This is a genomic window from Aeribacillus sp. FSL K6-8394, assembly GCF_038008865.1.
GTDB lineage: Bacteria > Bacillota > Bacilli > Bacillales > Aeribacillaceae > Aeribacillus > Aeribacillus composti.
Genome location: NZ_JBBPAA010000002.1, coordinates 845,001 through 866,797, shown reverse-complemented (window position 1 = coordinate 866,797; position 21,797 = coordinate 845,001). Strand labels below are relative to the sequence as shown.

Sequence of the window (21,797 nt, the reverse complement as noted above, 5' to 3'; positions counted from 1 at the left end):
TCGGCTATCGGCTTTTTGTCCGATAGCCTTTTTTTATATTGGGTTGGCAAACAAACCGTTATATACAGATTTTTAGACGAAAACCCCTTTTTCAACGAACTTTTATGAAAAAGGGGTTACGCGATTTTTTATGATAAGACAAATGGAAGCCGTACTCGATAAAATTAAGAAAATTCCTTTTTCTTCCACAATCCGTTCAACAAATGAACGGAAATATGATGACGGTTAATTGGTTGAGTACAATGAAGTGAGATTATAAGTAAGCACGGTTTTGTTATCAGCCCATTCCAATTTAATAATTTCAGCTGTTCCTGTAGGATCGCTTGTCAACGTTTTTCGAACTTCCAAAGGAATATTCATAGGATAAAGGCGATAGCCATCTTTGACAAGCTGAAATACGTTTTCCTCTATCCGCTTTTCCTTCCCTTTTGTAATAATCATCGTATTTAATTCAAGCGGCATGCCCATTTCTCCAATCCCCTTTCATTTGATCGATCATTTTTTAGTATGTATCATATGAAAAATATAATGGTCAGTTTTTCATCCATTTTATCATTCGTTCTAAAACCATCCGGTTATGCCGAGGCGGAAAATGATGACTAAAATGTTGGAAATACCAGCTGTCCACTTGCTTTCCCAATTCTTTCAGCCTTCTTTCCAATCGATATGCATGTTCAATTGACACGTTTTCATCTTTTCCCCCATGAATGATTAAAACGGGTGCTTGCATTTTTTCAAGGTAATACAACGGTGTCCGCCATTTATAGCGGTCAGGATATTTCTTCGGTGTCCCTCCAATAACTCTTTTCATCATCCTTCTTAAGTCCTTTCTCTCCTCATAAGTTAAAAACATATCAGACACCCCGCCCCAGCTTACAACAGATCGAACATTTGAGCATATAATCCCAGTAAGCAAGGCCATGACTCCTCCCCTTGAAAAGCCAAAAACGTGAATGCGATCCGGATTCACTTGCGGATGTTTCATCAACAAATAGAATGCATTGACCGCATCAAAACGATCATTCCCCGCAAAATCTTCATTCCCTTCTCCTCCTAAATTTCCTCGATAAAAGGGAGCCATCACGATAAAGCCTTTTGATGCAAATTGTATAATTCTTCCTGCTCGGACCATACCAACATTTTTAATCCCTCCGCGCAAATATAAAAAGCCATCATAAACACCTTCTTGAACAGGCTCTGCTAACATACCTTTCACTTTTAATCCTTCAGAAATATATGTCACGATGGAAAGCTTAATCGAAGGGTTCGGAGATGGAAAAATTTGTTTATCAACTATTTCTCCGTTTCTCATCATCTTTTCATCCTCCATTTAGGTAGGCAATCACACATTATATTTTTTTTTCATACTTTATCCTAGATAAATATATTTAAACATTTTTCCTTTAATATGAACATCATTAGGGAGGATTTCACATGAAAAAAAAGCTTGCTTCCATCGTATTGGTGATCCTTTTCACCATACCTCTTTCAGCCTGCGGCGGAGGAGTGGAAAAAATTCGGCTGGCGGAAGTCACTCATTCTGTTTTTTACGCACCATTGTACGTGGCCATTGAAAAAGAATTTTTCAAAGAAGAAGGGCTGGACGTAGAATTAAAAACTACTTGGGGCGGAGATAAAACAATGACCGCCATTTTATCAAACGGCGCTGATATCGGTCTTGTCGGTTCGGAAACGTCCATTTACGTATATGCTCAAGAAGCAAATGACCCAGTCATTAACTTCGCCCAGCTGACCGAAACGGACGGCACTTTCCTTGTCTCCAGAGACAAGTTGGATGATTTTCAATGGGAAGATTTAAAAGGAAGCACTTTTTTAGGACAGCGTAAAGGCGGCATGCCGCAAATGGTAGGGGAATTTGTGCTGAAAAAGCATAACATCGATCCGCATCAAGATTTAAACCTTATCCAAAACATCGACTTTGCGAATATTGCAAATGCTTTTGCTTCCGGTACAGGTGAATATGTTCAACTGTTTGAGCCAACCGCAAGTATTTTTGAAAAAGAAGGAAAAGGTCACATTATCGCATCCTTCGGCAAGGAATCGGGCAAAGTTCCTTATACAACATTTATGGCAAAAGAAAGCTATATTAAGAAAAATGATAAAACGGTGAAAAAATTCACAAAAGCGCTCTACAAAGCGCAAAAATGGGTGGAAGAACATGACGCCGAAACAATTGCCGAAACGATAGCGCCGCAATTTAAAGATACGCCGATCGATATTTTAATATCTTCCATTGACCGTTATAAAAGCCAAGGATCCTATGCAAAAACTCCGCTGTTAGATGAGGACGAATGGAACAATTTGCAAAAAATTATGGAAGAAGCAGGAGAACTGCCGGAGAAAATTGATTATGAACTATTAGTCAACACGTCCATAGCAAACGAAGTGACAAAATAATGTTGTTTCAAAAGAAGTACATTTATCGACAAGGGGGGAGGAGATTGTCATTTTTAACGATCGATCATGTCAGCCATACTTATTTTACAAAAAAATCGGCAACGACTGCTTTGGAGGACATCCATTTGGAAGTAGAGGAAGGGGAATTTATATCCTTTCTAGGTCCTAGCGGCTGCGGCAAAACAACGCTGCTTTCCATCATTGCCGGTATCATGAAACCGACAGAAGGGCAAGTTATTTTGAACGGAAAGCAAATATCTTCCGCAACACCGTCTGTCGGTTATATGCTGCAACAAGATTATTTATTTCCATGGAAAACGATAGAGGAAAATATTTTAATTGGATTAAAATTAATGAACAAACTGAATGAAAATGAGAAAAAGCGGACATTTCAACTTCTGCACCAAATGGGTCTCGAAAATGTAGAAAAGCTATATCCGAATCAATTATCAGGCGGAATGAGACAAAGAGCCGCTTTAGTCCGCACTCTTTCTACAGATCCGAAAATGCTGCTATTGGATGAACCTTTTTCCGCCCTCGATTATCAAACGAAATTAAAGCTTGAAGACTTAGTCTTTCAAACATTAAAGGATTTTAAAAAAACAGCCATTCTAGTCACGCATGATATTGGGGAAGCAATCGCCATGAGCGATCGGATTGTCCTGCTATCCAAAAGGCCTGGCAAAATTGCCAAAATATTTACTGTCCCAAAAGAATTGCGGGATACATCCCCGTTTAAAACAAGGCAGCATCCAACGTATACTTCACTTTTTGACTTAATCTGGAAGGAGTTAGATCAGCTTGAAACAAACAACAACAATTGATCTCCTCCATAAACAATATTTGCAAAGATTGAATAAGGAAAAGAAATGGATTACCTTTTATCAAATCTTAATTTTTATTTCTTTTTTTCTCATATGGGAGGTGTCATCCAGCCAAAAATGGATAGACCCGCTCATATTCAGTTCGCCGACAAAAATTTTTCACTTATTTGTTGAAAAACTGCAGGACGGTACATTACTTGCCAATTTGAACGTGACGCTTTTTGAAACGGTCTTGGGGTTTATTTTGGGAACATTATTCGGGACATTACTTGCTGCTCTATTATGGTGGTTTCCAAGGCTGTCTAAAATATTAGATCCGTATTTAGTGGTTTTAAACGCAATGCCGAAAGTAGCTCTTGGGCCGATTTTCATCGTTGTACTTGGGCCCGGATTTACCTCAATTATCGCGATGGGAACAATCATTTCGGTTATTATTACTACAATTGTAGTCTATACTTCCTTTAAAGAAGTGGATCCGAATTATATAAAAGTGCTGCAAACATTTGGAGCAGGCAAAAAGCACGTGTTCAGAGAGGCGATCCTGCCGTCATCTTTTCCAACCATTATTTCTACTTTGAAAGTCAATGTCGGGTTATCTTGGGTGGGTGTGATCGTCGGAGAATTTCTCGTTTCAGCTAAAGGATTAGGCTATATGATTATTTACGGGTTCCAAGTTTTTAATTTTACCCTTGTGCTGTTAAGCCTAGTTATCATTGCCATCTTTGCAACGATCATGTACAAAATTGTCGAACTAATTGAAAGAACATTAATCAAAAGCCAATAAGAGGCTGTCAAGAAAGTCAAATCACCATTGAAAACATAAAATCATAAACACCGATATATCAACGTTTCTAACACATTCATGGGGGCGTCCATAAGCCGTAAAAACGACTTACTAGACACCCCCTTAAACAATTTCTAAACCGACTTTCAGGAATTTAAAAGCTATTTTATGTAATCGGCATAAATTTTGTCCAAGCTACGTTTTAGAACATCATCTTTCATAATAAAGCTAAAGCGATGATCGTCCTCAATTTTTTCAGGCAAGTCCGCAAGCAGGACTGGACCTAACGTTTCAAAATACGTGCTCTGTTTTTCGAGCCTCTCAATTTCCGCATAATAAATATTTTTCACAATCGTTTTCTCTTTTCCTATAACCTTATATTGCCCAATATATACGATATCTTGGACAATTCCTCCCGTTTCTTCCCTCACTTCCCGGACAGCAGCTCCAACCGGCTTTTCGCCGTTCTCGACTTTTCCTCCTGGAAACTCGTAGCCCCGGTCTTCATGTAAAGTTAAAAGCCATTTGTTTTCATATCGGCAGATGACCCAGACATGCTTCGGGTAAACAGAAAAAGGGTGTTGACGGAAAGACAGGTATACATCATTGCCGTAAAAATCTTTAAAATAAAACATAATCAATCCCTCTACTCCCATTTATCTGTTTTCATCATAACATATGGAAAAGAGGATTGTATAACTTATTCTTGATTATGCATAAGACCCATTGAAGCAATATGTTTTCTAGCTTCTTCGTCGCCATGCTTATAAATGAATTCATATACTTTTTTTGTTAAAGCATCAATCGCATCATTTTCCTTGTCATAATGATACTGTATATACGGAACATGCGCCCGGAAGAAATTTTGCCAGCTGGTAGAATGAATCTGATCGAAATACTCCCGTAACTCCGTAATTTCTTCATCATTGGCAGAAATTTGAAAATCCCACGGAGATGCTTCTCTGCTTTGGGAAATCTCACCGCTAGCTACTGATATATAATAGGTTTTTTTTGGATTTTCGGACATTTATATCCCCCTCCTCTTTTTAAGTATTGCCTTATCAAAGAAAAATATTTATAAAAAAAGGCTGCCTAACGCAGCCAAAAGAGGAAGGATATAATTATTTTCCAAGGAATGACTTTAACATCCAGTTATGTTTTTCAAGATTCACTTTCATATCGAGAAGCATGTCACCAGTTGCTTCGTCATTCACTTCTTCAGCAACTTTGATTCCTTTGTCCAAATCTTGAATGATGGCGGAAAAGTCGTCAACAACTGCCCGCACCATTTGTTCTGCAGTTTCAACGCCTTCTGCTTCTTTCATAGAGGAGATTTCTAGGCTTTCTCTAATCGTAGCAACAGGTTTAGCGCCCAAAGCTAAAAGTCTTTCCGCTAATTCGTCAATATAACCTGCAGCTTCATTGTACAGCTCTTCAAACTTTTCATGTAGAACGAAAAATTGGTCTCCTTTTACATTCCAATGAAAGTTATGTAATTTTACATAAAGTACCGTCCAATCCGCAATTTGTTTATTTACGATTTGAAATAAATCTTGTTTAGACATAATCCCATCTCCTTTTTATTTAATCTTTTAGTTATACAGTACCCCTTTTTTGTACTCTTAAAACTATAAAAAAAGTTGCATCATTGCGTGTAGCTGTTAGCTGAACACTTTTTCCAAATCCTCTTTACTATGCTTTAGCCAATATTCCATGAGCTTTTTGGCGCCTTCTAAATCATGAAGCTTCGCTTGGCCGCATTGCAGTTCGTTTGCGGCAGGCACTTCTGTCTGCTCTACAGCATCTTTCATTGTCTCTTCCAATAAATCAATGATTTCTTTTACGGTCGGTTCCCCGCTAACGACTAAATAAAAGCCTGTTTGACACCCCATTGGAGAAATATCAATGATATCAAAGTGATCATATTTTTCCGCATATTTGCGAATTGTAAATGCCAGAAGATGCTCCAATGTGTGAATAGCATCCGGTTTCATTGCCTGCTTATTCGGCTGACAGAAGCGGATATCAAATTTGTTAACTACTCCATCCGTGCCGACTTTATGTACTCCGCAATGTCTGACATACGGTGCTTGCACTTTTGTATGATCCAGTTCAAAACTCTCCACTGAAGGCATTCCCATCACTCCCTTACATTTTCTTAGTTTCCATTTTAACACAAAATTTTATAACATACATTTATGTTAAAATGTTGTCAAGATTCCAGAAAAAAGAGGTGCTTGCTGTGAAATCTGTCATGATCGCCCTTATCCGTTTTTATCAAATCTTTATCTCCCCGTTAAAGCCGCCTTCATGCCGCTTTTACCCAACATGCTCTGAATACGGGCTTGAAGCAGTGAAGCGTTTCGGAGCTGTCAAAGGCGGCTTTCTGACAGTAAAACGAATCTTGAAATGCCACCCGTTTCACCCGGGAGGATTTGACCCTGTCCCGGAAATTGAAAAAGATATAAAAAAACGAGTGAATAAATGAAAAATAATGCAAAATACTACAATTATCATATAAAGCTAAAGGGGAGCAAAAGATATGGAAAATATGATCGCTCAATTTAAACATGAAGTGAATAATGCAACAGAAGAGACGTTCCATTCTTCTGTTTGTTCTTTTTTAAATTTGTGGAACTACGAATACGGCTCGTTCGAACATTTGCCAAACGAAATCCACCACTTATTGCATATTAGCCAATATGATATTTTAACTGTCGATTATGAGTAGCCAAAAAACTACAGCCATTCTTTTAGTTTTCTCCTGAGCAGCTTTTTAGATGCATTTCGTGGCAGAGATTCAACAAATGTAAATCCTTTTGGAACTTTATATTTTGCCAGCTTTTTCAAACAAAATTGCCTTAATTCTTCCTCAGACACCTCTTCGCTTCGGACGACAAAAGCATGGGGAACTTTTCCCCATTTTTTATTTTCTTTTCCTACCACTCCTACATCTTTTACGGAAGGATGCGACAAAATAACTGCTTCAACCTCCGCCGGATAAATGTTTTCTCCTCCCGAAACAATTAAATCGGATCGACGGTCCAATACATATAAAAATCCTTCTTCATCCAGATAGCCTAAATCTCCAGTATAAAACCAGCCGTCACGTATAGCTTCGTTTGTTGCGTCTGGACGATGTAAATACCCCGGTGTAACATTCGGTCCTTTTACTACAATTTCTCCTTCTTCATTAGGGGAGCAGGCCCTGCCGTCTGCTACGATCCGAATTTGAGCTGGAAACAACGCTTTTCCCGCAGATCCGAGTTTTGAAAAGCAAAATTCAGGGGCTAGTGTGGCAATTTGCGAACACGTTTCCGTCATCCCATATGTTTGAAAAACGGGAATTTCTTTTTCACGGCATTGTTCAAGAATCGACCGCGGGGCAGGACCTCCTCCTAAAAGCATGCAGCGAAACGATTTCGGATACGTGTCACTTCCTAATTCCTGCAGCATGTCATTCAGCATGGCCGTAACGACGGAAGCAATCGTAACTCCTTCATTTTTGATCGCTCTGTTTGCTTCTTTCGCTGAAAATGAAGAATGGAGAACAATTCCGATTCCATAAATGACGCTGCGCATCAAAATTGACAGTCCGCTTATATGAAAAAGAGGAACTGCCAAAAGCCAGCAATCGCCGTCTTTCAGTCCAAGATTCAGCACAGAACCGATCGCACTCCACCAATGATTCCCAAATGTTTGCTGAACTCCTTTCGGTTTTCCTGTTGTTCCAGACGTATACATAATCGTTGCCACGTCATCTAAAATAAAGCTGTCATCTAATGCTGCTTCCTTTTCATCACAAAGCTGCAACTCTGATAATGTCATAACTTTTTTACCGGGAAAATGAACCGATAATTCATCATCACAGATAACGCATGTTATATTCGCATCATTTATTTGCCATAATAATTCTTGAGCTGTTAGTCTAGTATTCAAAAGAACATTGACCGCACCGAGATACATTAAAGCATGAATATTAATGACCATTTCTAAGCTGTTTTTCATTAAAAGCCCAACTGTATCTCCACGCTTGATATCTATTTGATGCAGCTGTCTTGCTCTTTTTTCAACAAGCTGATGCAAGTCCAAAAATGAATAATTTTTCCCCTCATAACGAATGGCCAATCGGTCCGGAGTCAAAAAAGCTCGCTGTTTAAGCCAATTCGGTGTTTCATTTCGATTTGCACTCATGTCTTAACACCTCGATTATTGCACAATAAAGCAGCTCGATGCATCGCCATCAAGCTGCTTGTTCTTTTTATGGGAAACGCGGGAATTGTTTGAAATCAGGTTTTCTTTTCTCTTTAAATGCATCTCGTCCTTCTTTCGCTTCATCTGTTGTATAATACAATAATGTCGCATCCCCCGCAAATTGTTGGAGACCGGCGAGACCATCTGTATCTGCATTAAATGCAGCTTTCAAGAAGCGAATAGCAGTTGGGCTTTTTTCCAAAATTTCTTCACACCATTTGACAGTTTCCTCTTCAAGCTGCTCTAATGGGACAACTTTGTTGACTAAGCCCATCTCATAAGCTTCCTGCGCATTATATTGACGGCATAAATACCATATTTCACGAGCTCTTTTCGTACCAACAAGCCGGGCAAGCAGTCCCACTCCATATCCCGCATCAAAGCTTCCAACTTTTGGGCCTGTTTGTCCGAAAATTGCATTCTCTGATGCGATCGTTAAATCACACACGACATGCAGAACATGTCCTCCTCCAATTGCATATCCGTTCACCATTGCAATAACCGGTTTTGGAATCACCCGAATAAGCCGTTGCAAATCCAAAACGTTTAATCTAGGAATTTTATCATCCCCGACGTATCCTCCATGCCCCCGCACTTTTTGATCTCCGCCTGAGCAAAACGCTTTATCACCAGCACCTGTCAAAATAATTACACCAATTTTATCATCGTCCCGCGCATAGGAAAAAGCATCGATCATTTCCGCGACCGTTTTTGGTGTGAATGCATTATGTACATGAGGACGATTCATCGTAATTTTTGCTATCCCATTGTACGTTTCATAAATGATTTCATCATATTCTCGTTCTTTTACCCAAGGAAATCCCATTTTTATCCTCCTTTAATATGTAGAAAAATGTTGGAGAAACTCATCTACTATTTTACCAAAAAATTTTGACTGTTCCACATGAACTGCATGTCCGGCTTGCGGCACGACCTTTAATTCAGAGCAAGGAATCAATTGGTTCATTTCTTTCATAATTTTGCAAAACTTAAGATCCCTTTCACCGCAAATTAATAATGTAGGGATGTTGAAACTTTTTAATGCTCCCCACCATGAAGGTTGAACGCCAGTTCCCATTCCTTTTAAACTGTTTGCCAATCCAATTGCATTATTTTTCAGCCGGTCCTTTCTTATTTTGTCCTTGACGGCAGGCGGGAGAGACTTTTGCGTTAAAAACAAAGGGATATTTTCCCAATGTTGTACAAATGCCGCAACCCCTTCGTCCAAAATCATTTGGGCAAGTCGTTCGTCCTGCAGCCTTCTTGTCTCTCGTTCCTTTTCAGTTTTTAATCCAGGAGAACTGCTTTCCAATATTAAAGTCTTCACAAATTCCGGCTGTCTCATTGCAAAGCTCAATGCCAATCTTCCGCCCATTGAATACCCGAGCACATGCGCTTTTCGAATATTGAATGAAAGCAATATTTCTTTTAAATCTTCAACTGCTTCTTCCATCCGATATCTTTCAGGATTTTCAGGTGAATCTGTTTGACCATGGCCGATGATGTCGATAAGTACTAGCTGGTATTTTTTTAAACTATTTTTCAAAAATCCCCAGGTTTCTCCGCTTCCTGTAAAACCATGAAGGAGAACAAGTGGCTCCCCCTTTCCAAACGTTTCAGCCCAATAATTCACATTTCGAACCGCCAATTTTCCCATCATAACATCCTTTCTATTTCCCAGGAAACAGAACGAAGCCATTTTCTCTGTTCGTTGACTCGTGAATGTCGATTGGTCGGGATTTCAATAATATTTAATCCATCTCTATTCATGCAGATTTGAAACTCGGTTCTGAATTCTTCCCAAGTGGAAATTTTTTTATAATGTGCACTATATAAGCTGGCTGCATATTGAAAATCTAAATTGGTCGGGGTGCCAAACAATTGTTCAAAATGCGTCTTTTCATCCGCCTGCGGCAAAAATGAAAAAATGCCGCCGCCGTTATTATTAATTAATAAAACAGTTAAGTTCAATTTATTTTGTTTTGCAGCAAGGAGTCCATTTAAATCATGATAAAATGATAAATCCCCTATGATTAAAATAGTTTTTTCATGACTAGCTGCAGAAACCCCAAGGGCTGTCGAAACGACTCCGTCAATTCCATTCGCTCCCCGGTTGGCATAAACCGTAATATTTTTATCACTGTTATGGAAAAACGTGTCGACATCTCGAATCGGCATGCTGTTTCCTACAAATACATTGCAGCGATCCGGGAGCAATTTTTGCAATTCGACATATACCGTTCCTTCAAATAAAGAATCTTCCTCAATGACCGGCGTTGACAAATACTCTCGAAAGAGATTGTTTACTTGTTTCCATTTTTTGCACCAAGATGTTTCCTGTTTATCTTTACATTTTTTGATCAGCATTTCACATAAATAGGCTTCATCACTGTGAACATGTTCTGCTGATAAAGTAGGATCGCGATAACCGCCATCACCATCAACCACAATTTGCTTTATTTCAGGATGGTCTCTTAACAATAGAAACAGCGGTTTTGAGACGGGCATTGCACCAAAACGAAGGACGACATCAGGTTTCAGATACGCTTTCTTTTCCATCGTTTTTAAAATGGAATCATAACAATCAATAATATAATGTTTAGAATGTTCGCCAAAGCGTAAATTGGACAACGGATCCGCTAATATCGGGAATTTCAATTTCTCTGCTAGTGCCAAAACTTGTTCACGAAACTCTTTGTTATGTAATTCCCCGCATACAATAAGTCCTTTCTCGCTTGAATCGATTTCATCCACAATCCGTTCAATTTGCTCATGTTCGACCAGCTTTTTTGTTTCCACCACTGGCTCAATATGAAGAGACTTCTGCAATTGATGGATTTTCGATAGATCGGGCAAAAGCGGCTCTCGGAAAGGTAAGTTGATATGGACTGGTCCTTTCGGATTTTCATTTGCAGTTTGGACCGCCCGTTGAGCGATATTTTTTATATATAACAGCATCGTTTGACTGCTTTCAGGAAGAGCGCAATCAACAAACCATTTCACATAGTTCGAATACAGATGAATTTGATCAATTGCTTGTGGAGCTCCAATATCCCGCAGCTCATGAGGTCTGTCAGCCGTTAAAATCACAAGAGGGATGCGTGAATAATGGGCTTCTATGATAGCTGGATAATAGTTTGCTGCAGCTGTTCCTGATGTGCAAAGCAAAGCAATTGGTTTTCTTTGTTTTTTAGCCAATCCAAGAGCAAAAAAACCTGCAGATCGTTCATCAATATTAATATAAGCATGTATTTTCGGATGCTCTGCAAATGTGATCGCAAGCGGGGTAGATCGTGAACCTGGGCTAATCACAACTTCAGAAATACCTTTTGTAATTAATCCATTTACAAATGCAATGACATAGTCAGATAGATTTTTATTTTTCATTCAGTTTTCCCCCTAATGCATGCTGCATAGGTCCAAATTTGATTTCTGTCTCCCTGTATTCCTCTTCCGGCTTCGAATCTCCAACAATGCCGCATCCTGCGTACAAATAAGCTTTTTGCTCATCCAGCAGACCTGAACGGATCGCAACGACAAATTCTCCGTTGTCCTGATCATCCATCCATCCAACCGGAGCAGCATACCAGCCTCTCTCTAAAGGTTCTTCATTGCGAATAAATGCTAGAGCAGCATCTTTCGGATAGCCGCCAAGCGCAGGGGTCGGATGCAATTTTTCTACAAAATCAATCAACGTAAAACCTTTTTTTACGGTTCCTTCAACAGGTGTATACAAATGTTGAATATTCGGCGTTTTTAAAATCGTTGGATTGTTTTGTAGTTGCACTTCTTGGCAATATTCACGGAACACTTTTTCGATCGCTTTGACAACAATTTGATGTTCATGAATGTTTTTTGTATCTGAAAGCAGCATCTGAGCGTATTCTTCGTCTGCCTCCACTGTTTTTCCTCTTTTAATTGATCCTGCTACACATGCAGACTGGACCTTTTGGTCTCTCTTGCTTACAAGCCGCTCAGGAGTTGCACCAACGAACGTTTTTCCTTCATTTTCAACAACAAATAAATAACAATTAGGCTGATGTTCATTTAACATTGATAAAACATAATGTATATCAATCGATCCCTCAAACTCCAGCAGCATTTCCCTTGCCAATACGACTTTCTCAAAACGGTTTTGTTTTATTTGTTCTGTTGCTTTTTCAACAGCTGCCATCCACTCTTTTTTATAAAACAAACTTTCTTTTTTGATGGTAAAATTCAAAAAAGAATTTGTGTCTTCATTTTTTTTCTTTAAGGTGTATTCATATGTATTGAAATGATTTATAATTTCATTTATATCATCAGTTGATTGAATTACCCTGTTTATAGTAGCAAGTGTGTGACGGCCAATTTTTGTAATCATGAAAGAAGGTAAAGTGAATCGTGCTTCATGAAACGGTTTCCATTTTGAAGAATTCGCATTTTTTAAAGGGTCAAAAGAAAAACCCCCAAAAAGAAGCGGACCCGTTCCAATCGGATGGGCGCCTTCAATTTGTATATGTTCTTTCCAATCTTTCCACTTTGAATAAATGTCAAAAAAACGGTTGGAAAATTTTTTGTCTGTCGTCAATTCGAGCTCAACACCAATTCCACAAAGGATAAATGTACGATCAGGTGTCGCCCAATAAAATCTTTTCCCTGCATAAGCCGATTGAAAGCTTGAGAAAATCTGGAGCGGATCTTTCTCCTTGATTTCAAATACATAACTTAAAATGATTGGATGGGAATATTTTTTGACATGATTGACAGCATTCGCAACTTTATCCCTCAATGTATCTGAACATGGAATTGAAACCAAAGATGATCCCTCCATAACCGAAAAATAGCTTATATTAAGATACACCTGTTCAAAATTTATGTCAACTATATTATAGAATGACGCAATGCAAAACAACAAGCAAACAAACTGCCTCAGCTCTTTGATGGGGCTTGAGCATTTATTCCAATGAAAAACAATTGACACTCTTTCGACATTTTTCTAGACTAGGTTGTGGGGAATAGCTTTCGTTTTCAGAATGAAATAAAGGAGAGAACATATTATGCATCCTAAAACGGAGTCACATAATGTACCCATTATAAAAGCTGAACGAGGGTTTCGGGCTTGGTGGATGCTTTTAAGACCCCATACATTAACTGCAGCATTTGTCCCCGTGATTGTCGGAACTCTTTTGGCACTGCAAGTAGGACCCATTCATATTGGACTTTTTCTTACGATGCTTACTGCCTCGTTGTTAATTCAAACAGCCACAAACTTATTTAATGAATATTTCGATTATAAACGAGGTCTTGATACAGAAGAATCTGTCGGAATTGGAGGAGCAATTGTCCGAAATGGCTTCAAGCCCCAAACCGTTTTAAATTTAGCAATCACATGTATTGTTGTCTCTATCCTATTGGGAATTTACATCTGTCTCCAGTCAAGCTGGTGGTTGGCATTAGTCGGTTCAATTTGTATGGCAGTAGGATACTTATATACTGGAGGTCCATATCCAATCGCTTACACGCCGTTTGGCGAGCTAGCTTCAGGTTTATTTATGGGAGTCGTTATTATCCTTATTTCCTTTTTTATTCAGACAGGTTATCTAACTTCAACAGCTTTCATTCATTCGATCCCGATTGCGATCACGATCGGCGCCATCATGCTTGCGAATAACATAAGAGACTTAGACGGCGATAAGGAAAACGGAAGAAAAACATTAGCAATTTTGCTTGGCCGCCAGAATGCAATTCGATTTTTAGCAATTATGTTTATTGTTTCTTACTGTCTCATTTTTATTATGATCATTTTTGATTATTCCACATGGTGGTCTATTCTTGCTTTTCTTAGCATTCCAAAAGCTATTCAGGCGGTGAAGCGATTTGTCGGCAAAACAAAGCCTATTGAAATGATGCCGGCCATGAAAGCAACATCGCAAACAAACACTTTATTAGGCTTTTTGCTTGCTGCAGGTTTGCTCATAAGCACCATCATATCTCAGTAGGGGGTGTCTAATAAGTCTTTTTTACGGCTTATTGACGCCCCCATGAATGTTTTAGAAACGTTGATATATCGGTGTTTATGATTTTTTGTTTTCAATGGGGATTTGACTTTCTGGACAGCCCCTTCTTACCTCTAGTCAAGTGTTTTTTATTAAATAATTTGGTTAATATAGATTTTATTTTGGAAGGAAGGGGTACCCCTTCCTTCCAAAATAAATTTTCGCATGACAAATAGACCTCACGATTTCCATTTTTTTCGCCAGGTCTTTGTGATATAATCTTACTTACGATTACTGATGCATTGTTGCCTTTTCGTAATCGTATTTCAGATTATGTGTGATAAGGTGATAAGCCGATTTCAAGAACTTATTCACGCATGCTATGGACGCAACTTTATGAGGTTTCCTCTGGGGTTGCGTTTTTAATTTATCATAATAATCTACAATATGATTTTGTGTATTTTTCCGTAGTTGGATCATGGTCTGGATCATGTAAAATAGAATCTTTCTAAGTTTGTTATTTCCTCTTTTATTAATCTTGTCTTTATAAAAGGTATTCCCAGATTGATATCTCATGATATCAATACCGACGTAAGCATTCAGTTGTTTATGGTTTTTGAATCGTTGAATATCTCCTAGTTCTCCAATTAAACGAACTGCAGTCGTTTCTCCGATTCCTGGAAATGAAATTAAAATCTGATACTCTTGTTTATCTTTCGATAATTTAACCATCTTTTGGACAAGTTGATCTCTTTTCTCCTTCAAGTCTGCAATCCGTTTGGCATAATCCCGCACTTGTTCACAGCGAATATCATCTTTTGAAATTGCTGGATACGCTTCTTTTGCTGCTTCGATTAAAGCGATCCCTTTTTCTTCAGCACGTGCCAATGATAAGTTTTTTCTTGTGTTGGCTTTTAAACGATTACGAATCACTGTTTTTGAACAAACTAACACATGATCCGGATGAGGATATAATTGAACGACATTCAAAAATAAAGCAGAACGTTTACTGAATAGCTTTTCTAACTCGGGAAAACTCAATTGTAGAATCGCATGTAAACGACTATATAAATGCGTCATTTCACTACTTAATTCATCATAATATCTCGTCATTGCACGCATTTGTTTATAATATTCCCCTTCTTGATAAGTTTGTTCACGTTCAACTCTAAAGTGAGTTTTCGCAAGTTCATGAGCGTCGCTTTTATCTGTTTTTTGTCTCCTCATTGAAGCCATTTGAATATTCGCTTCGAGTGGGTTAACTCGATAATACATATAACCTTGATCACCTAAGAATCGTTCTAGTGGTTTTGAATATACGCCTGTTGCTTCAAAGACAATATCAGGTGCCTGTCCATCTTTTTGTGTTAAAGTTATAAGGGTTTTGTTTAATTTCTCGAAAGAGTAACGGTTATGGGTTATTTCACCCTCATATTCGCATTGACGATAACGGTCGTAAATGACCATTGTGCTTTTCCCCATACTGACATCAAATGCCACTACGTGTTTCATATTTTCTGCCTCTCCTTTTTAGCCAAACATAGAAGGTCTTCACATTGCCTTATCGATTCCATTTTCTTATACACGGTCTCTTCGGACCCAACATACTAAACTGATTCAAATAAGGGTGTGAAGTTGGTCTGTTTTTAATACGGACTCTATTTGGTCCCAGGAGCTGTTCGACCTTCCTTCACTTCTACTATAAAAAAATAGTAGCACAAACCTTGGCCTAGGTCTGTACTACTAATGTTAGTATGTTTTTATTAAGCTTTACTGTGAAATTTGTTCTGTATCATCCACTCGCAATTTCAATATGCTGAGCAAATATTTTGTCCTGAAAAAACATCTCGATAGGTCACAGCCTCTTTATCGGATAGCCAGCCTGTTTCTCAGCGAATGATGTTATGTTAGCCTTTCAAGTGCCATCAGCTTCAAAGCATAGCGTTAAAAAAGGCGCGGAAGCAGCAATCCTTTCCTGACATGTTTTAAAATGATGATGAAATTTATGGCTGCAAAGGTGAATTTTTTTCATGATTTTAAAGTTATAATTTATTCCTTTTCGTCCAAAATAGCTTTAGATTCTAAAAAAGAAGGTGTCTTTCATATGGACATGGACGAAAAAAAATTAAAGGATTTTCAAAAGCAATTAATATTCATGAAAAATGAGATTGAAAAACGTTGGGATAATAACGATCATTTTCAATTGGAAAAAGGGCTGGACCATGAATCAACTGGAGAGCTTTCCAGCTACGACAATCACCCCGGAGACGATGCGACCGAACTGTATGAAAGAGAAAAAGATTTAGCATTAAATAAACATTTAGAAAAAGAATATGAAGAGATCGTTGAAGCATTAGAAAGAATTCATGAGGGTACTTACGGTACTTGTTCCGTCTGCGGAAAAAAAATTGATGAAGACCGTCTCAAAGCCATACCGACAGCCAAAACATGCAAAGAACATACTCTAGTTCAAACGATTTCTCATGAAAGACCTGTAGAGGAAGAAATACTTGATGCGACTTTTCACGGATCCTCTCAAATCGACCATGAAAATACCGCTGTTACTGAGCCGTATGATTATTTTCAAGATGTTATCGAATACGGAACGTCAGAAACACCGCAAGATGTAAGAACTCCACCGTTATCGTACGGAGATATGTATAATTCCGATGATGAAATTGGATATATTGAAGATATTGAAAACTTCATTTATACAGATATTGAGGGAAAAAACGTAAACGTCTATCCGTCACATGAACATAAACAATATGAAAAAATGCTTGATGAAGAGGATTTAACAGTTTTATGGGGAGATCTTCCATTAACAGAAAAAGAACCATATACGAAAAATGATTAAAATTAGAAGAATCGAGTAGGAGGGAGCGATTAACTCCCGTCCTCTCACACCACCGTACGTACGGTTCCGTATACGGCGGTTCAATTAAGATAATTGACGCAAGTCTTTATAACTTCCGTGAATAGCTGTTCTCTTTATGCCAGTGGTCACTCCACCCTCCAAGAGATCTCCCACGGGATTCACCGCTTCCTCCCTCAAGTGAGGTACTACGTTTTCTGTGTTCATCATGACACACTGAATGCCAAGGGCTATTCTCTCTTAATTGTTCGGTCCTTCTTAGTTGTTCTAGACCAACTAATACTATGACCTCTGCTGACTTCTGACTGTTCAGCTATCTATCACTAGATAGGTTACCAAGGTTACTTGGCGTGCCAGCCAGACCTCCCCGGGTAAGAGTGTAATCTTTCCTTCCATCCATCTGCTTCATTTACTCTGTATCACCTTCGGCAGAAAGGGCTTTGTTTTGTCATGCAAACTCACCCAGTGATACCTAGCCTCATATGAAGTTCGTGTTCCTCAGACCGGAAGTTTGCCGCTCGCTTCCTTCAGATTCCGCGTCACCACGGACACCCTTGCTCTTGGCTAACCTCTACTTCTGTCTTCGGGGTTCGGGACTTACACCCTATAGTTCATGTACATGCCGGGCGCACGAAGACAAAAAAAGCGTTGCAAACTGCAACGCTTTTTTTTGATTTCGAAATGACTCCGCAGGCAGGATTCGAACCTGCGACCGTTCGGTTAACAGCCGAATGCTCTACCACTGAGCTACTGCGGAATATAAAAAAAATTTAAGGCATTTTGCCAAATAGAGCAGCTTTTGACTGACAATTGCAGCAATGTCAATTGCCCAACTAGGCTGCTAAAAAAATAGCAATGGGCCTGAGTGGACTTGAACCACCGACCTCACGCTTATCAGGCGTGCGCTCTAACCAGCTGAGCTACAAGCCCATATTAAGCGGGTGATGGGAATCGAACCCACGACATCAGCTTGGAAGGCTGAGGTTTTACCACTAAACTACACCCGCACGAAAATATTTATTTTTTTATTTAAATGATAAACACGCATTTTCCATGCCTCTTCCTCTTCCAGCATTGTTCGAGGATGTAAATGCGTCGAGGCAACTCGCAGATTATTCATTGAAGTGTCGCTCGTGGCTGAGGTTTTACCACTAAACTACACCCGCATAATAAGCTGATGATAGAAATAAATACTTAACTATAGGCAAATGGGGCGACTGATGGGAATCGAACCCACGAATGCCAGAGCCACAATCTGGTGCGTTAACCACTTCGCCACAGTCGCCGCAATTAATAAAACAATGGCTCGGGACGGAATCGAACCGCCGACACAAGGATTTTCAGTCCTTTGCTCTACCGACTGAGCTACCGAGCCGTAAAACTCCGATAAAAAATTATGTAAAATCCATCATTAAAGAAAGAATTCATCGAAACAACCTGCTGTACTTGAAAAATTCCTCCTACAGCTGTTGAATCAATAATTAATGGCGGTCCCGACGGGAATCGAACCCGCGATCTCCTGCGTGACAGGCAGGCATGTTAACCGCTACACTACGGGACCATTGGTTGCGGGGGCAGGATTTGAACCTGCGACCTTCGGGTTATGAGCCCGACGAGCTACCGGACTGCTCCACCCCGCGATAATAATGACGGAGGAGGAGGGATTCGAACCCCCGCGCGGTTTGACCCGCCTCTCGGTTTTCAAGACCGACCCCTTCAGCCAGACTTGGGTACTCCTCCATATAATAAAGATGGTGGACCTTGCAGGATTCGAACCTGCGACCGGACGGTTATGAGCCGTCTGCTCTGACCAGCTGAGCTAAAGGTCCGAAAAATGGCGGTGGAGGGGATCGAACCCCCGACCTCACGGGTATGAACCGTACGCTCTAGCCAGCTGAGCTACACCGCCAAATTAAATATGGAGCCTAGCGGGATCGAACCGCTGACCTCCTGCGTGCAAAGCAGGCGCTCTCCCAGCTGAGCTAAGGCCCCTTTAAATTCCCTGGTCGGGAAGACAGGATTCGAACCTGCGACCCCATGGTCCCAAACCATGTGCTCTACCAAGCTGAGCTACTTCCCGATATGGCGCGCCCGAGAGGAGTCGAACCCCTAACCTTTTGATCCGTAGTCAAACGCTCTATCCAATTGAGCTACGGGCGCAAATATGGTGCCGAGGACCGGACTTGAACCGGTACGGTAGTCACCTACCGCAGGATTTTAAGTCCTGTGCGTCTGCCAATTCCGCCACCCCGGCAGAGAAAAGCGGAAGACGGGATTCGAACCCGCGACCCCCACCTTGGCAAGGTGGTGTTCTACCACTGAACTACTTCCGCGTATTATGCGGGTGGAGGGACTTGAACCCCCACGCCGTAAGGCGCTAGATCCTAAGTCTAGTGCGTCTGCCAATTCCGCCACACCCGCGTCAAAATGGTGAGCCATGGAGGATTCGAACCTCCGACCCTCTGATTAAAAGTCAGATGCTCTACCGACTGAGCTAATGGCTCATAAAAAATTTTTTTCTCCTAATCCATTTTTCATTTGTCAGATGTCCCTTCCTCTGCCAGTCTTTTCGAGGATGTTGGATGCATCGGGACAACTCTCTGATTGTTCGTCGAAGCATTTCTCGTTGCTCTGACGACTAATCTAAAAGCTCCTGCTCAATATGCAACAACTTTAATGATGCCGGCGAGAGGAATCGAACCCCCAACCTACTGATTACGATTCAGTTGCTCTGCCAATTGAGCTACACCGGCATGATGAATACAACAATCAATAATCAGTCTTGCTTCATTTGATCGTCGTTAAATCTTGTCCAAGGAAAAGTTCAATTGGTACGATGAAGCAGCATGAAAGACGATATCTCGACCGTGCTTTGCCAATTGAGCTGAATCGATATACTGTATGGTGGAGGATGACGGGATCGAACCGCCGACCCCTTGCTTGTAAGGCAAGTGCTCTCCCAGCTGAGCTAATCCTCCAATTCAAAAATCACCAGAGGACATATGCAAAGTAAATAAAAGTCCATAATTCTTTCAAAACTAGATAACGGTTCCTTCACGAATAGATGCTCTTTCTTGGTTAAGTCCTCGATCGATTAGTATCCGTCAGCTCCACGTGTCGCCACGCTTCCACCTCGGACCTATCTACCTCGTCATCTTCAAGGGATCTTACTCGCTTTTCGCGATGGGAAATCTCATCTTGAGGGGGGCTTCACGCTTAGATGCTTTCAGCGCTTATCCCTTCCGCACATAGCTACCCAGCGGTGCCCCTGGCGGGACAACTGGTACACCAGCGGTGCGTCCATCCCGGTCCTCTCGTACTAAGGACAGCTCCTCTCAAATTTCCTGCGCCCGCGACGGATAGGGACCGAACTGTCTCACGACGTTCTGAACCCAGCTCGCGTACCGCTTTAATGGGCGAACAGCCCAACCCTTGGGACCGACTACAGCCCCAGGATGCGATGAGCCGACATCGAGGTGCCAAACCTCCCCGTCGATGTGGACTCTTGGGGGAGATCAGCCTGTTATCCCCGGGGTAGCTTTTATCCGTTGAGCGATGGCCCTTCCATGCGGAACCACCGGATCACTAAGCCCGACTTTCGTCCCTGCTCGACTTGTAGGTCTCGCAGTCAAGCTCCCTTCTGCCTTTGCACTCTCCGAATGATTTCCAACCATTCTGAGGGAACCTTTGGGCGCCTCCGTTACCTTTTAGGAGGCGACCGCCCCAGTCAAACTGCCCACCTGACACTGTCTCCCGCCCCGATCAGGGGCGCGGGTTAGAATGTCAGTACAGCCAGGGTAGTATCCCACCGTCGCCTCAGCGCAAGCTGGCGCTCACGCGTCTCTGGCTCCTACCTATCCTGTACAAGCTGTACCCACATTCAATATCAGGCTGCAGTAAAGCTCCACGGGGTCTTTCCGTCCTGTCGCGGGTAACCTGCATCTTCACAGGTACTATAATTTCACCGAGTCTCTCGTTGAGACAGTGCCCAGATCGTTACGCCTTTCGTGCGGGTCGGAACTTACCCGACAAGGAATTTCGCTACCTTAGGACCGTTATAGTTACGGCCGCCGTTTACTGGGGCTTCGGTTCGCACCTTCAGCTACAGCTTAAGCGCTCCCCTTAACCTTCCAGCACCGGGCAGGCGTCAGCCCCTATACTTCACCTTACGGTTTCGCAGAGACCTGTGTTTTTGCTAAACAGTCGCCTGGGCCTTTTCACTGCGGCTCATCATGGCTTATCACCTTGATGAGCACCCCTTCTCCCGAAGTTACGGGGTCATTTTGCCGAGTTCCTTAACGAGAGTTCTCTCGCTCACCTTAGGATTCTCTCCTCGCCTACCTGTGTCGGTTTGCGGTACGGGCACCTCTCACCTCGCTAGAGGCTTTTCTTGGCAGTGTGGAATCGGGAACTTCGGTACTTCCTTTCCCTCGCCATCACAGCTCAGCCTTCCGGCAAGCGGATTTGCCTGCTTGCCAGCCTAACTGCTTGGACGCGCACATCCAGCCGCGCGCTTGCCCTATCCTCCTGCGTCCCCCCATTGCTCAAACGGTGAGGAGGTGGTACAGGAATATCAACCTGTTGTCCATCACCTACGCCTTTCGGCCTCGGCTTAGGTCCCGACTAACCCTGAGCGGACGAGCCTTCCTCAGGAAACCTTAGGC

Annotated in this window: 19 protein-coding genes, 19 tRNA genes and 1 rRNA gene (1 of these 39 only partly in view); 7 read left to right on the top strand and 32 right to left on the bottom strand. The window is 41.2% G+C overall.

The window, feature by feature from the left end:
- Positions 1-225: 225 nt before the first annotated feature.
- Together NSR00_RS16650 and NSR00_RS16645 are read right to left on the bottom strand one after the other, a co-directional pair.
- Positions 226-468 carry a DUF2584 domain-containing protein gene (locus NSR00_RS16650; RefSeq protein ID WP_327864021.1) on the bottom strand — a complete coding sequence of 81 codons (243 nt, stop codon included), beginning with the start codon at positions 466-468 and terminating at the stop codon, positions 226-228.
- 64 nt (positions 469-532) lie between these two features.
- Complete coding sequence (locus tag NSR00_RS16645) at positions 533-1,312, bottom strand: alpha/beta hydrolase family protein (RefSeq protein ID WP_340789889.1); 780 nt, start codon at positions 1,310-1,312, stop codon at positions 533-535.
- 122 nt (positions 1,313-1,434) lie between these two features.
- Here NSR00_RS16645 and NSR00_RS16640 point away from each other — a divergent pair, with 122 nt between their 5' ends.
- Genes NSR00_RS16640 through NSR00_RS16630 form a run of 3 tightly spaced genes read left to right on the top strand, consistent with a single transcriptional unit; the run spans position 1,435 to position 4,026 of the window.
- Complete coding sequence (locus NSR00_RS16640) at positions 1,435-2,418, top strand: ABC transporter substrate-binding protein (RefSeq protein ID WP_340789853.1); 984 nt, start codon at positions 1,435-1,437, stop codon at positions 2,416-2,418.
- 44 nt (positions 2,419-2,462) lie between these two features.
- Positions 2,463-3,242, top strand: coding sequence for an ABC transporter ATP-binding protein (locus NSR00_RS16635; protein ID WP_340789851.1), 780 nt, complete (start codon positions 2,463-2,465; stop codon positions 3,240-3,242).
- Entirely contained in the window at positions 3,220-4,026 is an 807-nt protein-coding gene (locus NSR00_RS16630; protein ID WP_340789850.1) for an ABC transporter permease, read from the top strand. Before NSR00_RS16635 ends, NSR00_RS16630 begins: the two co-directional genes overlap by 23 nt.
- A gap of 161 nt (positions 4,027-4,187) precedes the next feature.
- Here the strand turns inward: NSR00_RS16630 and ytkD are convergent, their stop codons facing one another.
- The 4 genes from ytkD to NSR00_RS16610 form a co-directional block, all read right to left on the bottom strand.
- A complete protein-coding gene (gene ytkD, locus NSR00_RS16625) occupies positions 4,188-4,661 on the bottom strand; it encodes an RNA deprotection pyrophosphohydrolase (RefSeq protein WP_340789849.1) in 474 nt (157 codons plus the stop codon).
- Between the two features lie 65 nt (positions 4,662-4,726).
- Positions 4,727-5,053 (bottom strand): hypothetical protein, encoded by a 327-nt coding sequence (locus tag NSR00_RS16620; protein ID WP_063386567.1) that lies wholly within the window; start codon positions 5,051-5,053, stop codon positions 4,727-4,729.
- Between the two features lie 94 nt (positions 5,054-5,147).
- A complete protein-coding gene (locus NSR00_RS16615) occupies positions 5,148-5,591 on the bottom strand; it encodes a Dps family protein (RefSeq protein ID WP_340789848.1) in 444 nt (147 codons plus the stop codon).
- Positions 5,592-5,687: 96 nt separating this feature from the next.
- Positions 5,688-6,161: an S-ribosylhomocysteine lyase gene (locus NSR00_RS16610; protein WP_063386565.1), complete on the bottom strand. Its 474-nt coding sequence runs from the start codon at positions 6,159-6,161 to the stop codon at positions 5,688-5,690.
- Positions 6,162-6,280: 119 nt separating this feature from the next.
- Here NSR00_RS16610 and yidD point away from each other — a divergent pair, with 119 nt between their 5' ends.
- Positions 6,281-6,514: a membrane protein insertion efficiency factor YidD gene (yidD, locus tag NSR00_RS16605; RefSeq protein WP_340789888.1), complete on the top strand. Its 234-nt coding sequence runs from the start codon at positions 6,281-6,283 to the stop codon at positions 6,512-6,514.
- 54 nt (positions 6,515-6,568) lie between these two features.
- A complete protein-coding gene (locus tag NSR00_RS16600) occupies positions 6,569-6,757 on the top strand; it encodes a hypothetical protein (protein ID WP_340789846.1) in 189 nt (62 codons plus the stop codon).
- Positions 6,758-6,765: 8 nt separating this feature from the next.
- On the opposite strand, the gene NSR00_RS16595 is transcribed toward NSR00_RS16600, so the two are convergent.
- The 5 genes from NSR00_RS16595 to NSR00_RS16575 form a co-directional block, all read right to left on the bottom strand.
- Positions 6,766-8,220, bottom strand: coding sequence for an o-succinylbenzoate--CoA ligase (locus NSR00_RS16595; RefSeq protein WP_340789844.1), 1,455 nt, complete (start codon positions 8,218-8,220; stop codon positions 6,766-6,768).
- A gap of 67 nt (positions 8,221-8,287) precedes the next feature.
- The gene (menB, locus tag NSR00_RS16590; RefSeq protein WP_063386561.1) at positions 8,288-9,106 is read right to left on the bottom strand and encodes a 1,4-dihydroxy-2-naphthoyl-CoA synthase; all 819 of its coding nucleotides are present in this window, start codon (positions 9,104-9,106) and stop codon (positions 8,288-8,290) included.
- 12 nt (positions 9,107-9,118) lie between these two features.
- Positions 9,119-9,940, bottom strand: coding sequence for a 2-succinyl-6-hydroxy-2,4-cyclohexadiene-1-carboxylate synthase (gene menH / locus NSR00_RS16585; protein WP_082829515.1), 822 nt, complete (start codon positions 9,938-9,940; stop codon positions 9,119-9,121).
- Positions 9,937-11,667, bottom strand: coding sequence for a 2-succinyl-5-enolpyruvyl-6-hydroxy-3-cyclohexene-1-carboxylic-acid synthase (menD, locus tag NSR00_RS16580; protein ID WP_340789841.1), 1,731 nt, complete (start codon positions 11,665-11,667; stop codon positions 9,937-9,939). The genes menH and menD overlap by 4 nt, the downstream gene beginning before the upstream one ends.
- Entirely contained in the window at positions 11,657-13,078 is a 1,422-nt protein-coding gene (locus NSR00_RS16575) for an isochorismate synthase (protein ID WP_165381974.1), read from the bottom strand. Before NSR00_RS16575 ends, menD begins: the two co-directional genes overlap by 11 nt.
- 241 nt (positions 13,079-13,319) lie before the next feature.
- Here NSR00_RS16575 and NSR00_RS16570 point away from each other — a divergent pair, with 241 nt between their 5' ends.
- Positions 13,320-14,261: a 1,4-dihydroxy-2-naphthoate polyprenyltransferase gene (locus NSR00_RS16570; protein ID WP_063386558.1), complete on the top strand. Its 942-nt coding sequence runs from the start codon at positions 13,320-13,322 to the stop codon at positions 14,259-14,261.
- Positions 14,262-14,549: 288 nt separating this feature from the next.
- Here the strand turns inward: NSR00_RS16570 and NSR00_RS16565 are convergent, their stop codons facing one another.
- Positions 14,550-15,770: an IS110 family transposase gene (locus NSR00_RS16565; protein ID WP_340789839.1), complete on the bottom strand. Its 1,221-nt coding sequence runs from the start codon at positions 15,768-15,770 to the stop codon at positions 14,550-14,552.
- Positions 15,771-16,362: 592 nt separating this feature from the next.
- Here NSR00_RS16565 and NSR00_RS16560 point away from each other — a divergent pair.
- A complete protein-coding gene (locus NSR00_RS16560) occupies positions 16,363-17,115 on the top strand; it encodes a TraR/DksA C4-type zinc finger protein (RefSeq protein ID WP_340789838.1) in 753 nt (250 codons plus the stop codon).
- Between the two features lie 703 nt (positions 17,116-17,818).
- Here the strand turns inward: NSR00_RS16560 and NSR00_RS16555 are convergent.
- The 20 genes from NSR00_RS16555 to NSR00_RS16460 all read right to left on the bottom strand — a co-directional run.
- Positions 17,819-17,890, bottom strand: a tRNA-Asn gene (locus NSR00_RS16555).
- A 99-nt stretch (positions 17,891-17,989) separates the two neighbouring features.
- Positions 17,990-18,063 (bottom strand) — tRNA-Ile (locus tag NSR00_RS16550).
- 6 nt (positions 18,064-18,069) lie between these two features.
- A tRNA-Gly gene (locus tag NSR00_RS16545) sits at positions 18,070-18,140 on the bottom strand.
- 202 nt (positions 18,141-18,342) lie between these two features.
- Positions 18,343-18,418, bottom strand: a tRNA-His gene (locus tag NSR00_RS16540).
- 17 nt (positions 18,419-18,435) lie between these two features.
- A tRNA-Phe gene (locus tag NSR00_RS16535) sits at positions 18,436-18,508 on the bottom strand.
- Between the two features lie 110 nt (positions 18,509-18,618).
- A tRNA-Asp gene (locus tag NSR00_RS16530) sits at positions 18,619-18,694 on the bottom strand.
- 2 nt (positions 18,695-18,696) lie between these two features.
- Positions 18,697-18,773 (bottom strand) — tRNA-Met (locus tag NSR00_RS16525).
- 10 nt (positions 18,774-18,783) lie between these two features.
- Positions 18,784-18,873 (bottom strand) — tRNA-Ser (locus tag NSR00_RS16520).
- 12 nt (positions 18,874-18,885) lie between these two features.
- Positions 18,886-18,962: transfer RNA gene (locus tag NSR00_RS16515), tRNA-Ile, on the bottom strand.
- Positions 18,963-18,968: 6 nt separating this feature from the next.
- Positions 18,969-19,042 (bottom strand) — tRNA-Met (locus NSR00_RS16510).
- A gap of 10 nt (positions 19,043-19,052) precedes the next feature.
- Positions 19,053-19,125: transfer RNA gene (locus NSR00_RS16505), tRNA-Ala, on the bottom strand.
- Positions 19,126-19,136: 11 nt separating this feature from the next.
- Positions 19,137-19,213 (bottom strand) — tRNA-Pro (locus NSR00_RS16500).
- 3 nt (positions 19,214-19,216) lie between these two features.
- A tRNA-Arg gene (locus NSR00_RS16495) sits at positions 19,217-19,293 on the bottom strand.
- A gap of 5 nt (positions 19,294-19,298) precedes the next feature.
- A tRNA-Leu gene (locus NSR00_RS16490) sits at positions 19,299-19,387 on the bottom strand.
- A gap of 7 nt (positions 19,388-19,394) precedes the next feature.
- Positions 19,395-19,466 (bottom strand) — tRNA-Gly (locus NSR00_RS16485).
- Positions 19,467-19,472: 6 nt separating this feature from the next.
- Positions 19,473-19,554: transfer RNA gene (locus tag NSR00_RS16480), tRNA-Leu, on the bottom strand.
- Positions 19,555-19,561: 7 nt separating this feature from the next.
- A tRNA-Lys gene (locus NSR00_RS16475) sits at positions 19,562-19,637 on the bottom strand.
- 176 nt (positions 19,638-19,813) lie between these two features.
- A tRNA-Thr gene (locus tag NSR00_RS16470) sits at positions 19,814-19,886 on the bottom strand.
- 149 nt (positions 19,887-20,035) lie between these two features.
- Positions 20,036-20,111, bottom strand: a tRNA-Val gene (locus NSR00_RS16465).
- 96 nt (positions 20,112-20,207) lie between these two features.
- Positions 20,208-21,797: ribosomal RNA gene (locus NSR00_RS16460) — 23S ribosomal RNA — on the bottom strand; it runs 1,343 nt beyond the window's last position.

What these genes read in the sequence shown, in the direction of transcription:
- NSR00_RS16650 (WP_327864021.1), bottom strand. Translation starts at nt 468, where the DNA reads ATGGGCATGCCGCTTGAATTAAATACGATGATTATTACAAAAGGGAAG.
- NSR00_RS16645 (WP_340789889.1), bottom strand. Translation starts at nt 1,312, where the DNA reads ATGAGAAACGGAGAAATAGTTGATAAACAAATTTTTCCATCTCCGAAC.
- NSR00_RS16640 (WP_340789853.1), top strand. Translation starts at nt 1,435, where the DNA reads ATGAAAAAAAAGCTTGCTTCCATCGTATTGGTGATCCTTTTCACCATA.
- ytkD (WP_340789849.1), bottom strand. Translation starts at nt 4,661, where the DNA reads ATGTTTTATTTTAAAGATTTTTACGGCAATGATGTATACCTGTCTTTC.
- NSR00_RS16620 (WP_063386567.1), bottom strand. Translation starts at nt 5,053, where the DNA reads ATGTCCGAAAATCCAAAAAAAACCTATTATATATCAGTAGCTAGCGGT.
- NSR00_RS16615 (WP_340789848.1), bottom strand. Translation starts at nt 5,591, where the DNA reads ATGTCTAAACAAGATTTATTTCAAATCGTAAATAAACAAATTGCGGAT.
- NSR00_RS16610 (WP_063386565.1), bottom strand. Translation starts at nt 6,161, where the DNA reads ATGCCTTCAGTGGAGAGTTTTGAACTGGATCATACAAAAGTGCAAGCA.
- yidD (WP_340789888.1), top strand. Translation starts at nt 6,281, where the DNA reads ATGATCGCCCTTATCCGTTTTTATCAAATCTTTATCTCCCCGTTAAAG.
- NSR00_RS16600 (WP_340789846.1), top strand. Translation starts at nt 6,569, where the DNA reads ATGGAAAATATGATCGCTCAATTTAAACATGAAGTGAATAATGCAACA.
- NSR00_RS16595 (WP_340789844.1), bottom strand. Translation starts at nt 8,220, where the DNA reads ATGAGTGCAAATCGAAATGAAACACCGAATTGGCTTAAACAGCGAGCT.
- menB (WP_063386561.1), bottom strand. Translation starts at nt 9,106, where the DNA reads ATGGGATTTCCTTGGGTAAAAGAACGAGAATATGATGAAATCATTTAT.
- menH (WP_082829515.1), bottom strand. Translation starts at nt 9,940, where the DNA reads ATGATGGGAAAATTGGCGGTTCGAAATGTGAATTATTGGGCTGAAACG.
- menD (WP_340789841.1), bottom strand. Translation starts at nt 11,667, where the DNA reads ATGAAAAATAAAAATCTATCTGACTATGTCATTGCATTTGTAAATGGA.
- NSR00_RS16570 (WP_063386558.1), top strand. Translation starts at nt 13,320, where the DNA reads ATGCATCCTAAAACGGAGTCACATAATGTACCCATTATAAAAGCTGAA.
- NSR00_RS16565 (WP_340789839.1), bottom strand. Translation starts at nt 15,770, where the DNA reads ATGAAACACGTAGTGGCATTTGATGTCAGTATGGGGAAAAGCACAATG.
- NSR00_RS16560 (WP_340789838.1), top strand. Translation starts at nt 16,363, where the DNA reads ATGGACATGGACGAAAAAAAATTAAAGGATTTTCAAAAGCAATTAATA.